Source organism: Helicobacter cetorum MIT 00-7128, from assembly GCF_000259255.1.
Taxonomy (GTDB): domain Bacteria; phylum Campylobacterota; class Campylobacteria; order Campylobacterales; family Helicobacteraceae; genus Helicobacter; species Helicobacter cetorum_B.
Genome location: NC_017737.1, coordinates 903,030 through 918,278, shown reverse-complemented (window position 1 = coordinate 918,278; position 15,249 = coordinate 903,030). Strand labels below are relative to the sequence as shown.

Sequence of the window (15,249 nt, the reverse complement as noted above, 5' to 3'; positions counted from 1 at the left end):
GTAACAAATTGCCCTTTGAAACTCAAGGTAATGACAATGCTATGAGTAATGATATATTAGAACCCAGCACTTCTAATACTATTCTCTCTACTCAAAATCCTAACACCCCTATTAAAACATTAGAATTTGAATTAGCTCAAAAAGTGCAAGATTTTGTAAGAAATATTGAAGATAATGCTAGAACAACTCGTTATGGTGCGTGGCTAGATAAACATGAACCCTATCCTAGTTTCTCTTGGAAAATATACAAATTGCTACGAAATTCTATTGCTAAAGAAAATAACCTTAGCATTGAAAATGCCACTAGAATTGAAGAGTTTATCTCTCATAATAATCATATCTTAGGCTGGACTAAAGAAGAACAAGAGACTATGCAAGATGATTTAGATTATTCATTGATGAAAGATTTTTATGGAAAAACGCCACGCAAACTTCTAAGCTTAGAAGAAGTATCTAAGGCTAAAATGGAGTTACAAGAATACTATCAAAAGGTTTATGTCAAAGGGCGTAGTCAATGGGACAAATGGAATATCAAAGAAAGAGAGATTAAGCCGTTTGAAGACATTCTAAGAGATATAGACAATTTTGAAAAAGCTTACAAAGAGCGTTACAATGATTTTATCAGCTTGAATGAAACAATCATTCAAGCTAAGGAGAGCAAAAATAATGACCTTGAAAATTCTAGAACAAAAGAACAAACTCTTTTAGAAACATACTTTATTGACTTAAAAGCCTTACAAGATTTAAAAGAGCGCTATGCTACAGAAAATAACCCTACTTTTAGTGATTATAAAAACTTAAAAGCAGAGCAAAACGCTATGCTTTTTGCTAGGAGTGATGAAGAGATAGAGGCAAAATATCCTTTAGGATTTAAGTTTTCTCAAATGAAAGAAAAATACCAAAGCGAACTCATCAAACTTAGTATTAACTCTACTTTATACAACAACGCCCCTAAAGATAATGGCGCAGAAATTCTACAACTTTTAGATAATGCCTTTATGCTCTATGTTTCAAACAAAGACTTGTCTTTAGGGCATTTAGAAAGCGTTTTAGCCCAGCTAGAAATTCAAAAAACCCTTGAAGATTTAAGGGAGTTTGACCTTTATCAAGCATTTGAAAATGCCAATGAAAACACCTTAGGATTGAATAATGATACTCTAAATAATGCAGAGTTAAACCATACTAACCATTCTATTGAGAATACTCTCAAAGAACAAAACAATCCCAACCCAACCCTATCTACTCAAAGTCTTTTTAGTGATTTAGAGATTTTTGGGATTAGTAAGCAAGAATTACAAAAGGCAAAAGAAACTTACCAACAAAATAAACCTTATAAATACTCAACAGAAGGTTACAATGTAATGCCTTTTGTTTATCAAACAAGCCTTTATCAAACTACCCAAGACTTTAACTATATAAGACTTTCTGATTTAGAAGACAGAATGGTTGGCATTATTAAAAAAACCCTTGAACACTACATCAAGAATGAAAACATGTCTTTAGAACATGTAGAAAGCATGTTAAACAAAGTCGCAAATGCCTTAGAAAAGATAGATAAAAATACTAAAGATTTAAGATTTTTAGAATTAAATCACGCTCAAAAAGAGCCTTATGTAATAGCGAACACCGAATTTGAGGTTTTTGATAATGTTTTAGATTTATTTCCTAATGAAACTATCAATCAGTTTGTTGATAATGAAATCAATCCTAATGACACGCTTATGGATATTGCTTATAGTGTCCAAGAAAAAGTAAGAGAAAATTACCAATTATCCCAAGAGTTAAACAGACCTATTGAAAACACTACCCCACAAGAAAATACGCTTTCTACTCCCCCAAATCCTATGATAAATGAGATTAAAACAGCTATTGAAGAATTAGACCAAGTAGAAAAAGAATTTTACAGCGTTGATTACAAAACTCAAGCGGATAATCTCTATAAGGAAATGTTTGAGAACCCAGAGAATTTAAGCGAGTTTAAGCTCACTCAAATGGCTAAAGGCATTCAAAACGCTAAAAATAACCTACTAGAGCAAGAGAAAAAACGCCAAGAGATTTCTAAACTCAAAGAGCATTACAACCAAAGCTTAGAAAACTTGCAAACTAGAGATAGCCTTTCTATACTCAATCAACCTAATGGTGCTATGAAAGAGTTTCTAGCTAAGGAATTAGGCACACCTTCTACAAGCAATGAGTTTGTTAAAAATTTAGAAGATTTGTTATGGGATATTGATATTTGCAAGCGTAATTTTAATAGCCTTTTAATAGACAGAAATACTTTAAGAGATGAAAGCTCACTTAGACCCCTAAAGGCAAAAGCAAGTGCTTTAAACAATCCTTTTTTAAATCATTTCTATGAAATCAATTTTGATGTAATGGGGGCTGATAATCTCAACCCAGCTACCCCAAAAGACATCATAACCATTCCTACTATGCAAGAATACTATGAGTTTAAAAATGCGGTGCGTTTGAATGGAGCGTATCATCAGAGCCTAGAAACTAAACTAGACAAACTAGAAACGCTTATGAGAGAGTTTTGTGCTAAGTTTCACAAAGAGTTTGGCATAGATTTAATAGATTTAAATAATCCATTAAACCAGCCATTCAAAGCTAGTAAAACCCCCTTAGAGCAACTACAAGATTTAATTAACAATGAGCCAAACAAAGAAACTCTAAAAGAAGAGTTTAATCAAAAGCTTAATGCCATTGTATCTAATAACGCCATTATCAACACCTTTAAGAGAAATATAGACATTACTGAGATGGTGTTAAATGACTTTAAAAAAGATATGAGTATGGATTTTGAAAATCTCTACTATAACAACAAGGAATTTAATGCCTTAATCACACAAAGCCTTAGCGTTATTGTGGGGGATTTAATTAGTGAAAATAGCCTTATGGATAATAAAACTATTGATAATACAATAGAGCCTAATCAATCTATTAACAATAGTATTACTGAAAATAATGATAATAATAATCCAAGTTTAAGTAATGCTAGTTTAGAATTAGAACAACAAAATTTAGGAGAGCAAAATGCAAACAACAATGATGCAAGGATTGAGCGAGATGGAGCAGAAGTTCATAGAGACTTACATACCATACGGATACCCAGAGAGACGCAAGAACGCACTCAAAAGGAAATGGGCGAACGCATTCAAGAGAAGATACCCAAACAAAACATTCAAAACAAAGACCTTGCCCTACATAATGAGCCTAGAGAAACAACAAGCGAAAGAATTCTTCAGTCTAGCGACCCAAGACTTGTTTCCAGGGGAACACCCCCTAGACAGCATGTGGAGAATGACCACTTGGCTAGAAATGGTCATAGAACCAGCACAGGAGGAAATGAGACTGAAAGAAGAGAAGAAACAAGCGGACATCAAAATGATGTTGGAGGCAGAGAAGAGAGGGATTTATCCCAAGATGAGAGAAGAACACCACCCTTATCGCAACAAGAACCTAGTCAATCAGGTCAACGCAACGATATGGTATCTCATGGAGCAGATGACAGAGAAGAGGGACTTGGATTACTACGCCTATCTAATCCTAGAGAGATGGGTGCATTATTTCCCACAAACGATGAAATCAATGGAGAACGAAGTTCTAGGGAGCATATCAACAGCGATAGAGAATCAAACCAAGATGGAACTAGAAGTCCTAGACAGCATGCAATCTCAAATCAAGAGAGCGCAAGGGATGACAGATATGGAGCTACTCAAAGAGGCTCAAATCAATCAGTATCACTATCTACTAATAAGCAGAATTACAGAGAGCCAAGCGTGGAAAGAGGATTGGAAAGTGCTAGAGAAAGCAGGGATAAAAAAACAAGACTTCAGGCAAATTTAGACAACCTACAAGGCTTACTCCACAGCATTAAAAACAACACTATAGCGAGTGAGCCTAATTTTAGAGAGAGGCTCATACAAGCTATCTCAACCAACCCTACTTTAAGCGCTCATCATTTAGGCAAACAACTCTTAGAAAACCCTACTACTAAAACTTTTATTGATGAATGGGGCGAGAAAATAAGCTCTAAAGAAGTGATAGGTTTATTTGAAAATCTTTTAGAGGGAACTTTAAAAGATTTAGAAAGCTCTCAAAAAACACAAGAGCAAGAGCCTATCCTAGAAAAACAAAATGAGCAAGAAATCTCTAATCTTAGACTTTATACCATGAGTGAAAAGCTAGAACTCTTAATTCAAAGCATAGAAAAAAAGGAATTAGTAGATAGTCTCAAAATAGATACTGATAATAAGTTAGAAGAACTTTTTTATATTATGCAAGAAAGTTTAAGTGATTTAGATGGGCTTGAAAGTGCGAGATATACAAGAATTGTAGCAAAAGTGCAAGATTTGCCTTTTTATCTTAAAAAGCAAGATTTCAAAGATATTGAATTTAGCGATAATGAAAAAATGCTTTTGCAAGAAGTCATTCAAATGCAAAAAGAACATGAGCAAAGACTTATCTATGATAAAACCATTTCAACTTTAGATAAAAAAGAGGCTTTGAAAACCCCTTTTATTTTTTCACCATTAGAGAACCCACTCTATTTGGATATAAAAGAAAAGCTTGATAGTGGTAGTTATTACTATGGGATAATAAGCGAATTTTATGACATTCTCTTAAAAGCTGAAATTAAGCAAAAAGTCTATGAGAATATTAAAAAGAAAGATACGATTATACTGACTGAAAATAGCATTTCTAAAGAGATTGCCAATCTAAGAAAAAACACTGATAGATACGATAATTTAGTTATCGGTCCTAGAACAACAGAAAACACACTAAAAGATGTTAAGCGCCTTTTTAATGAAGAATTAGATTTAAGCTCTTATGTCAATCTAAGTGAGGCTATCTTTTCTGCCAACGCAGAAGTTTTATCATCAAAGACAAACGCACAAGAACTACAGACTATAGAGCCTATTGCAGAAAATAGCAACCAAGAAATCTCTAATTTTATACAAGAGCCAAACGCACAAGAACTCTCACAAACTAGCCGATTACAAACTACTCCACTTTTTGAGAGTTTGCTTAAAAATTACAACCCAGCTCCCCCTGAAATTCCTAATTTTAAAAACGAGAATGAATTGCTTAATGCAGTGTTTCAAGAAACTATTACGCAAAAAAATGGCACAGAGCCACAAGCCACAGAAAATGCTAAAGAAGAGCAAACTCCACAACAAGTCCAAGAAAATCCTAAGCTTGATTTTAAACCTAACGAAGAAATTTTGATTAATGGAAAAGTCAGTCGTTATAAGGCAAACATCAAAGCCATTGAGTTATTAAAAGAATTGCAAATTAGAGAAAAAGCCTTACAGGACATTAACTCTGATTTGCACTACTATGCCACTAAAGAAGAGAAAGAAATTTTAGCTCAGTTTAGTGGTTGGGGCGGACTTGAGAGCTACTTTAAACAAGAAAATCCTAAAGAACACCAAGAATTAAAAACTCTTTTGACTAAACAAGAATTTGAAAAAGCCTTGTTAAGCACAAGAGACGCTTACTATACTCCTAAATTAGTCATTGATAGCATTTATGCAGGTTTAGAGCAATTAGGGTTTAATAATGATGACAATAAAAAAGAAATCTTTGAACCTAGCTGTGGGACAGGCAAGTTTTTAGCTTATGCCCCAAGTGATAAAAACTACCACTTTGTAGGCACAGAATTAGACCCCATTAGTGCTGGGATTTCTCAATTTCTCTATCCTAATCAGAGAATAGAAAACAAAGCCTTACAAAACTATGATTTTTACCAAGATTATGATGCCTTTATCGGTAACCCCCCTTATGGACAGCATAAAATTTATAGCTCTAATGACATGGAATTAAGTGGGGCAAGTATCCATAATTACTTCTTAGGCAAAGCTATCAAGGAATTAAAAGAGGATGGTATAGGGGCGTTTGTGGTGAGTTCTTGGTTTTTAGACGCTAAAAATTCTAAAATGAGAGAACACATCGCCAAGCAAGCCACCTTTTTAGGAGCGATAAGATTACCTAATAGCGTGTTTAAAGGCACAGGGGCAGAAGTAACAAGCGATATTGTGTTTTTTAAAAAGGGCGTGAATAGTGAAATCAATCAAGATTTCACTCACTCTAAGCTTTATTATGAAGATTTGATTAAAGCTTTAAACAATTACCATGCAAAAGCTATAGAAATTTTACAAGAAAATAAGCTTGATAATTTGGTTGATAGAGCCAAACTAAATATTATCAATATTCTTGCTAATTATTTCAATTTAAAACCACAAAACGAACAGAGCGACTTTTATAATATTGACACTTCTACTTTTGGATATAGCGAAGAAGACTACCAAACTATAAAAGATTTCATTGATAAAGTTGGCGAAAATAAGATTGATTTAAACGAACAAACCTTAAATGAATACTTTACTAACCACCCACAAAACATTCTAGGTAATCTCAGTTTAGAAAAAACTCGCTATAGTGAAGAAGTTAATGGCAAACGGATTTACAAATACGAGTTACAAGTTTTAGAAAATAAAGACTTAGATTTATCTAACGCCATTAGTAAAATCATTAAAAACTTGCCTAAGAATGTCTATCAATACCACAAGAAAACCATAAAAACTAACGCTCTTATTATTGATAGAAACGATGAACGCTATAAAGAAGTCTCAAGGCTCATCAAAGATTTAGAAGTAGGCGAATTAGTCAAATTTGATAATCGCTATTACAAACTAGAACAAAACAATGAAAACGCTATTTTTTTAGCCCCAACTAAAATTGCTGGCAAAACCCAAGAAAAAAGGATTGTTGAGTATTTGAAATTAAAAGTTGCTTTAAATGATTTAACGAATGCCGAATTAAACCCCCTAAGTTCTGATTTAGAGCTAGAAAATAAGAGAGCTAAACTCAATGCTGTTTATGAGGGGTTTGTCAAAAAATTTGGCTATCTCAATGAAAATAAAAACCGCAAAGACATTAGACAAGATTTGTATGGGGCAAAAGTCTTAGGACTAGAAAAAGACTTTGAAAAAGAAATCACTCTTAAGTCTGCCAAAGCTCAAAACATTTCCCCAAGAAAACCAAGTGCTAAAAAGGCTCAAATCTTTTTTGAAAGGACTTTAAACCCTAAAAAAGAATTTTCTATCACTAATGCTAAAGAGGCTTTGATAGCAAGTCTAAATCAAAAGGGCAGACTAGACTTGCATTTCATAAGAGATAATTTTAAAACCCAAAGCTTAGAGGCCACCATAAACGAGTTATTAGAGCAAAAGCTTATCTATAAAGACCATAGCGATAATGGTGATTACATTCTAGCCAATGACTATCTAAGCGGTAATGTCAAAAAGCAATTAAAGGAAGTCAAAGAGGCAATAGAAAGGGGTGTTGAAGGGCTAGAGAATAATTTAAAAGACCTAGAACGCATTATCCCTAAAGATTTAAAGGCTACTGAGATTATGGCTAATATCAATAGTCCTTGGATACCTACCAAATATTTAGAAGAGTTTTTAGTTGAATTAGCAAGCAATCATTATGAAAAGCAATATGGCTACAAAATGAATGACGCTCAAATAGAAAACATAAAAAAAGACATTAACATCTATCATTTTCAAGGGACTTTTAGAGTAGTAGTAAATGGTTTTAATAATGGATTAGATGAACTCTTTGGCATAAGAGATAAAGTCCATACTTCTTATTATAAAGTGCCTTTTAGTCATCTATTAGCTAAAGTCTTAAACAATAAGGATTTGAGTGTTAAATACGAGAAGCCCCATCCTACAGAGCCTAAAAAGACCATTCAAGTAACCGATGAAGAATTAAGCAATGTTGCTAGAAGTAAGGCAGAAGAATTAAAAGAAGCCTTTCAAGACTGGATTTACAAAGATTATGAGCGCCGAACGCATTTAGAACAAATCTATAATGACACTTTTAATAACTCCGTTTTAAAAACCTATGATGGCACGCATTTAGAATTAGAGGGCTTTAATTCTAACATTACTTTAAGACCCCACCAAAAGAATGCGGTGTTTAGAACTATCCAAGATAGAGCGGTGTGTTTAGACCACCAAGTTGGCGCTGGTAAGACCTTGTGTGCCATTGCAAGTTGTATGGAGCAAAAACGCATGGGGCTAGTCAATAAAACTCTCATTGCTGTGCCAAACCATTTGACTAAACAATGGGGCGATGAGTTTTATAGAGCCTATCCTAATGCGAATGTCTTAGTGGTAGATAGTAAAGACATTACAGAAAATGAAAGAGAGCTTTTATACAACCAAATTGCTAATAACAATTATGACGCTGTGATTATCGCTCATAGTCATTTAGAATTATTGTCTAATCCTAGAGAAATTGTAGAAGAATTAAGGGAGGAAGAATTAAATAAAGCTGAAGAAAACTTTAGAAGACTAGAAAAACAATACTTAGCCAATAAGAAAGAGTTTAAAAAACCTAATGAAAAAGCACATAAAAACAAGCTAGACAAAATCAATGATAAATACGACAAGATTTTAGAAAAGCAAGGCTCTCACATTGATATTAGCCAAATGGGGATTGACAACTTAATTGTTGATGAGGCGCATTTGTTTAAAAACCTAGCCTTTGAAACTTCTATGGAAAAAATTGCAGGGCTTGGTAATCAACAAGGAAGTAATCGTGCTAGAGACTTATTTATTAAAACTCGCTACTTGCATAAAAACAATAAAAAGATGATGTTTTTAACAGGCACACCGATTGCTAACTCCTTAAGTGAAATGTATCACTTGCAACGCTATTTAACCCCTGAGATTTTAAAAGAAAGGGGATTAGATTACTTTGATGACTGGGCTAAGACTTATGGGGAAGTGGTGAGTGATTTTGAATTAGACACTTCAGCTCAAAGCTACAAAATGGTGAACCGCTTTTCTAAGTTTAGCGATGTGCAAGGTTTAAGCACGATGTATAGAGCTTTTGCTGATATTGTCTCTAACGATGATATTTTAAAGCATAACCCTAACTTTGTGCCAAAGGTTTATGGAGGAAAACCTATCAATGTGGTTGTGCCAAGAAGTGAAGAAGTCGCACAATATATCGGTATTGCTGATGAGAATGGCAAATACAACGAAGGCTCAATCATTGATAGAATGCAAAAATGCGAGGGCAAGAAAAACAAAAAAGGCGAAGACAATATCCTTTCATGCACTACAGACGCACGAAAAGTGGCTTTAGATTACAGATTGATTGACCCAAGCGCTAAAGTAGAAAAAGAGTTTTCTAAAAGCTATGCTATGGCAGAAAATATCTATCAAAACTATATAGAAACTAATGAAGTCAAAGGCACACAGCTTGGCTTTATAGGGCTATCTACCCCTAAAGTGCATTCTCAAAAAGTGAGTCTAGAAGAAGTAGATTATTCTTTGGGAGCGTTAAATGAGATTAAAGAAAAAATTCAAAAGCAATTTAGTGATAGATATGGGAGTGGGGTTAACTTAGAGAGCAACTTTGTAAATGACTTCATTAAAATGCACCTAGACAATATCAAACAAATTAAAGCTGGAACTTTCCCCCTTGAAATGAGTTTGAATGAGTATAGAGAAGAAAACTCCATAGATGATTTTGAAAATGAACTCTTGCATGACATAAGCGAGAATACTAAGGATTATGAGAAGTATCTTAATCTCTTAGAAAACACTAACGAACTAGAAAACAAAAAAGCTATAGATGAAACCCAAGAATTGCTAGAAAGCCTTTCGCAATACGATGAAAATGGCAAACTTATAACTCCTAGCAAGAAAGAGTTAGAAAACGAGCTTGATGAGAAAAAGGCTAAGAGTGTTGATTTAGATGAAGAACTAGCCAAGAATTGTAAGTTTGATGTCTATAGTGATGTGTTAAGGCACTTAGTCAAAATGGGTATCCCCCAAAATGAAATCGCCTTTATCCATGATGCAAAAAGCGAAGAACAAAAGCAAGATTTGTTTAAACGAGTTAATCGTGGCGAAGTTAGGGTTTTACTAGGCAGTCCAGCTAAAATGGGCGTAGGCACTAATGTGCAAGAAAGATTAGTGGCTATGCATGAATTAGATTGTCCGTGGCGACCAGATGAGTTGTTGCAAATGGAGGGGCGTGGGATTAGACAAGGTAATCTCTTACATCAAGCAGACCCTGAAAACTTTAGCATGAAAATCTATCGCTATGCGACTGAAAAAACTTATGATAGTAGAATGTGGCAAATCATAGAGACCAAATCTAAAGGCATAGAGCAATTTAGGAATGCCCATAAATTAGGCTTAAATGAATTAGAAGACTTTAATATGGGAAGTAGCAATGCGAGTGAGATGAAAGCAGAGGCTACTGGTAATCCCTTAATCATTGAAGAAGTCAAGCTTAGACAAATTATTAAGAGCGAAGAGGCTAAATATAAAGCCTTTAATAAAGAGTATTATTTCAATGAAGAGAGCTTGAAAAACAATACTTCTAAACTAGATTTTTTACATAAGGAATTAAAAGACTTAGAAGTGTTAAAAAACTCTGTAATTATCCCCACTAATACAGAGATTAAACTCTATGATTTAAGAAATGAAACGAGCAAAGATTACGAACTAATTAAAGTTAAGGAAGTAGAGCCTTTAAAAGAAAATGCCACCATGAAAGAAGAGCTAGAACATAAAAAGCTCAAAAAACAAAACAAGCAAGTAGCCGAACAAAACAAGATTATGCTAGATGAAATTAGAGAACAGTTTATTACAGATATGGTTAATTTGTTTTATAAAGAAGATGAAGAGCATAAAGTCTTAGAATACAAGGGCTTTGTAGTGAGTGCTTTTAAATCTAAGTATCAAGTAGAGTTTAGTCTTAGTCCTAAGGATAATTTAAAGGTTGCTTATACCCCTGAGAATTTAGTGTTTAAAAATCAAAATGTGTTTGCCACTTCTTATAATTTCTGTGGTGAGATTAAATTTGATGGCTTTTTAAAAAGGCTAGACAATGCCATTACAAAACTCCCTGAGAAAATCAAAGAGTTAGAAAATTCCATTACAAACACCAAAGAAAATATCGCTAAATACACTAGATTAGTAGAGCAAAAAGAAGAATACCCACGCTTAGAATACTTACAAGCTTTAAAACTAGACCATAGAACCTTAATAGATGATTTAGCCAAAATGGGTAAAGACAGAGAGTATAAGCCAGTATTTAACCCTAAGTCTAAAGAAGTGTTAAAGAATTTGGAGGCTGAAAAGAAAGCGAGTTTAGGGGGTGAGAGTAAGGAGCAAGAGGAAAATAAGCTTAAAAACAAAGAACAAGAAATTAAGAAAATAGATAATGCTAATAATGAAGTGTGCTTAGAAACAGATAATGCAATAGAGCAAAATAAAAAAACTATTGTATCTGCGCCATATAACAGATTTGCACCCACCAATAAGCAATCTTCCCAAGAATCACATCTCACAATCTAATAAATATCTAATTGCACTCACTTTCTAAAGTGGGGCTTACTTAAATTTCAGTCTCTTTCTAAGAACACTTTCTTTTGCACTACCACTTTCATTAGATTAAAAAACTTAATTCCAAACACAATGCTTACATACTGCATGACAGCTTATTTTTATTAAATCTATAATAGTATTAACAAAATAGTTCTATTTACAATACAATAGAATTGTAATTAATAGAACTATTATATTATAAGGAGTTTTAATGATTTTATTAAAAGAGTTACTACAAGCTATTAAGGAGTATGCGGACTTTAAGTCCAAATGTTTTTCAAAATATAATGTAAAAGACCTGCAACAATACCAAAGTATTCAAGCAAAAATTAAAGAGGCAAAAAGCATAGAGGAGTTAAATGAAATTAGAAATAAACTTGTTAATCTAGGTTGTAAATCTATGCTCAATTTAGGTGTTTTAACCCACTTTTTTAATTACATCAAGAATAACCGCAAAGAGATAAAGGTCAAAGAGCTACGCTTGCTACAAGAAAGCCATGTGATAAACTTTCTATACACCTTGAGCATAACTTACAAATCTTCTTCTATGATGAACTTCAAAATCAATATGGGAACTTTTTTTAAATTTTTAGACAAACACAAGAAAATGAATTTTGATTTCACATTAAAAGTAGCATTAGGAAAGCATAAGAATTTGCCTAAATTTTTACCCAAAGAACAATTTTTTAACTATATAGACTATCTAAAAAGTCTTCCTTGTAAAAAAGATTTTGAAAAAAGAAGTCGGCTTATAGCTTTAATTGTGGCATATAGTGGGTTGCGCACCATTGAGATTAAAAATCTTAAACTTGATAATATTCAAAGTGATGATTGTAACTATATTTTTTCTATTAGAGGTAAAGGCAATAAAGAAAGAATTACTTTAATTAAAAAGGAACTTATAGAACCCTTTTTGAAAGAATGGCTCAATTCTAAAACTAGAAATAGAAAAACTACTGCCAATGAACCTTTTAAGGGGGCTACCATAAGACATTTTCTAAACAAAACCTTAAAAGAGATTGGATTGCTTAGTCATTTTAAAGGCGTTGGGTTGCATATGTTAAGGCATTCCTTTGGGAGCTACATATATGGAGAAACTAAAGATTTAATCCTTACGCAAAATGCTTTGGGTCATTCCAATTTAGAAACTACCAAAATCTATATCCACACTAATAGCGATTATGGAAGAGTCGTAGCCAACCTATTCTGAAATATTGAACCTAATTACAATAATTTACATCATAATAGAATAACAATTTTATATTCTATTATGATATATTGTGATTATCTCTCAATAATTATGAATAAATTTCAATAATTCTATTATAAATTAACAACAATAATTCCATTATATGCTATAATTCATTGAACTTTATATTGGAGTAAGAATATGATTATTGATTTAAATACTAAACCTATTACGCTAGATTTTAAAAGAAAAGAAGTTTTTGAAAGCATAGAGTTTTTACTAGATTATCTCTATCTCACAAAGCATAATACTCCGCTAGAGCCAAAAGCTTTTTTAGAAAGCGTTAAAGAGCAATACAAGACTTATTATAACGATATAGATAAAGACTATCAAAAGAACCAACAACAAGCATTTTTACACCTAGAGCAAAGAGCCAAAGAGGTGCGTAAAGAAATTGATAGATTATCACGCACTTTTTTAAAAACAGGAAATAGTGCGTATGGCAAAAGAATGATAGAGCTTATGGAGCAGGAGGGCTTATAAAATGCACCTAGATTTTGACACTAACAGGCATAATTTTTGTGATAGCGAAGTTAATCATTGTCTAAATATTCTATTGAGCTATCTATTCAAGACAAACCCTAATTTTAAAGGGTTAAATATTGATGAGTGTTTTGATGAGATTTCTAAACACTATACAGAACGCTTAAATAATGGGGATAATGCCAAAAATCTCATTCTTTTTAAACAGATGGGTTTAAAAAACTAAACTAAGGAGGCTTTTATGACCATAACCATTGCAAACGAAAAAGGAGGCTCTGGCAAAAGCACTTTGTGTCTAAATTTAGCCATACAGCTTTTATTGAATCAAAAAGATGTGGTAGCCCTAGATACTGATAATCAAAAAAGTTTAGAGGTATTTGCTGATATTAGGAGTGGGACTAATTTGCCACAATTCACGCTTTTTAATCTTAATCGCACAAGCAACATTACCGACACTCTATCGCAAATGGTTAAAAAGTATGAGTATGTTTTAATAGACACCAAAGGTGAAAATAGCAAAGAGAGTCAAAAAGCCATGCTATTAAGCGATATTGTGCTAATTCCTACCACACCTAGCCAACTAGACATAGCGGTGCTACTAGAAATGCTAGAAAGAGTAAGCAATATTCAAGCGCTCAATGAAAATTTAAAAGTCTATATTGTAATGAACCGCATTCCTACTATTCCAAAACTCAAAGAGAAAAAGGCTCTCATTGACTTTATCAAAGAAAACAATACAAATGAAAGTGTGTTCTTAATGGATAGTATATTAAGCGAAAGGATAGCCTACATGCGTTCTGTTTCAGAAGGCTTTGGAGTTATGGAATATGGTAATAGCAAAGCTAAAAAGGAGTGGGAGTTCTTTTATAAAGAGCTAGAGAACTATTTAAATTTAGAGATGAAGGAACAATGATGAATTTTAAGAATACCAAGCATTTGAAAGAAAATAATGCAAAAGATTTACACGAGTTAGAGCAAAAATTTGATGAACAATACAACTCTACCGACAAAAACACCAAGCAAAAAGATGAAAAGAAAAATTTCACTATTTCTTTATCTGTAAAGACCATGCGAGATTTAGAAGATTATCTCAAAGAGTTTGGCATATTCAATGAGAATAAGAGCTCATTTGTTCAAGAGGCCATAGAAGAACATTTGAGACGCAAAAAAAGCACATTGAAAGAAAGGTTGTCAGAACTTATAAAAAAATTGTAATAAAACAACTAAAAAGGGAGCAAAAACATGAAAGAAGAACTAACCAAAGCCGAATTAGAAGTTATTTCTAATATTGAAATACATCATGGTGGGAATTCATTGATTATGAATATGAAATACATCAATGAAGTCCTTAGATTAAAAGTAACGCCTTATCTAATCAACACTCTTTTATCTCAAGCTACACTTTTAGAGAGTGTATTACAAACTCTCTCTAACCATGTTTAATAAGCAACATTTAAATTCTTTAAGAAAAAAGGATATTTCTATTGTGGATAGATTGGTGGTTCTAAAAGGCTCTCACATATTCTTATTAAAGAACATTGAAGAAATCCATGAATTTTTAGATGGGTTTTATGAAAATGATTTGATTTTTGAAAAGGTTTTTACAGGCATAGCTACTAGCAGTCGTGTGCATAATGGCATGACTTTTAGAAATAGAGTAGATGAAAAATATTTGAATGAATTAAGAAAATCAGCAAATCATGCTACAACTTTTAGAAATACTTTGAGAATGTCTTATGCAATAGAGGCTTTAGAAATATTAGGTTACAAAGAAGTCTTTGAAAATCTTTCTGGTTATAGGTTGCATAGTAAAGCTAAAAGCTATATTGAACAAATTAAGGGCGTTCAAATTGAAACGAATTATTTCAGACTTAGAAAAGGCTATGCCACAAGAAAAAAACCACGATACGACTTTTTAAGTTCTGACCCTAGATTAAAAAGCCTAGAACAAAGAAAAATTGAATTGCAAATCCAGCTTAAAGAAATAGAACATGAAATTCAAGAAATAAGGCATAAGGAGTTAGTGTGAGAACAGAATAAATAATATATAACCTAATAAACAATGTATTAGCGCCATTGTATTTGATATTT

Annotated in this window: 8 protein-coding genes; all 8 read left to right on the top strand. The window is 32.9% G+C overall.

Annotated elements, in window-relative coordinates:
• Positions 1-371: 371 nt before the first annotated feature.
• Entirely contained in the window at positions 372-11,396 is an 11,025-nt protein-coding gene (locus tag HCW_RS04270; protein WP_419470988.1) for an SNF2-related protein, read from the top strand.
• A 241-nt stretch (positions 11,397-11,637) separates the two neighbouring features.
• Positions 11,638-12,636, top strand: a complete 999-nt coding sequence (locus tag HCW_RS04265) for a tyrosine-type recombinase/integrase (protein ID WP_014660990.1) — start codon at positions 11,638-11,640, stop codon at positions 12,634-12,636.
• Positions 12,637-12,816: 180 nt separating this feature from the next.
• Complete coding sequence (locus HCW_RS04260) at positions 12,817-13,158, top strand: hypothetical protein (protein ID WP_014660989.1); 342 nt, start codon at positions 12,817-12,819, stop codon at positions 13,156-13,158.
• Position 13,159: 1 nt separating this feature from the next.
• Positions 13,160-13,384, top strand: a complete 225-nt coding sequence (locus HCW_RS04255) for a hypothetical protein (protein WP_014660988.1) — start codon at positions 13,160-13,162, stop codon at positions 13,382-13,384.
• 15 nt (positions 13,385-13,399) lie between these two features.
• The gene (locus tag HCW_RS04250) at positions 13,400-14,071 is read left to right on the top strand and encodes a ParA family protein (RefSeq protein WP_014660987.1); all 672 of its coding nucleotides are present in this window, start codon (positions 13,400-13,402) and stop codon (positions 14,069-14,071) included.
• Positions 14,071-14,373, top strand: a complete 303-nt coding sequence (locus tag HCW_RS04245) for a hypothetical protein (RefSeq protein ID WP_014660986.1) — start codon at positions 14,071-14,073, stop codon at positions 14,371-14,373. Before HCW_RS04250 ends, HCW_RS04245 begins: the two co-directional genes overlap by 1 nt.
• 27 nt (positions 14,374-14,400) lie before the next feature.
• Complete coding sequence (locus tag HCW_RS04240) at positions 14,401-14,601, top strand: hypothetical protein (protein WP_014660985.1); 201 nt, start codon at positions 14,401-14,403, stop codon at positions 14,599-14,601.
• A 43-nt stretch (positions 14,602-14,644) separates the two neighbouring features.
• On the top strand, positions 14,645-15,187 hold the full coding sequence (locus tag HCW_RS04235; RefSeq protein ID WP_155802233.1) for a hypothetical protein: 543 nt from the start codon (positions 14,645-14,647) through the stop codon (positions 15,185-15,187).
• Positions 15,188-15,249: the final 62 nt, after the last annotated feature.

Bases quoted from the DNA above. Each gene is read 5' to 3' on its own strand.
- HCW_RS04270 (WP_419470988.1), top strand. From the start codon at position 372: ATGCAAGATGATTTAGATTATTCATTGATGAAAGATTTTTATGGAAAA.
- HCW_RS04265 (WP_014660990.1), top strand. From the start codon at position 11,638: ATGATTTTATTAAAAGAGTTACTACAAGCTATTAAGGAGTATGCGGAC.
- HCW_RS04260 (WP_014660989.1), top strand. From the start codon at position 12,817: ATGATTATTGATTTAAATACTAAACCTATTACGCTAGATTTTAAAAGA.
- HCW_RS04255 (WP_014660988.1), top strand. From the start codon at position 13,160: ATGCACCTAGATTTTGACACTAACAGGCATAATTTTTGTGATAGCGAA.
- HCW_RS04250 (WP_014660987.1), top strand. From the start codon at position 13,400: ATGACCATAACCATTGCAAACGAAAAAGGAGGCTCTGGCAAAAGCACT.
- HCW_RS04245 (WP_014660986.1), top strand. From the start codon at position 14,071: ATGAATTTTAAGAATACCAAGCATTTGAAAGAAAATAATGCAAAAGAT.
- HCW_RS04240 (WP_014660985.1), top strand. From the start codon at position 14,401: ATGAAAGAAGAACTAACCAAAGCCGAATTAGAAGTTATTTCTAATATT.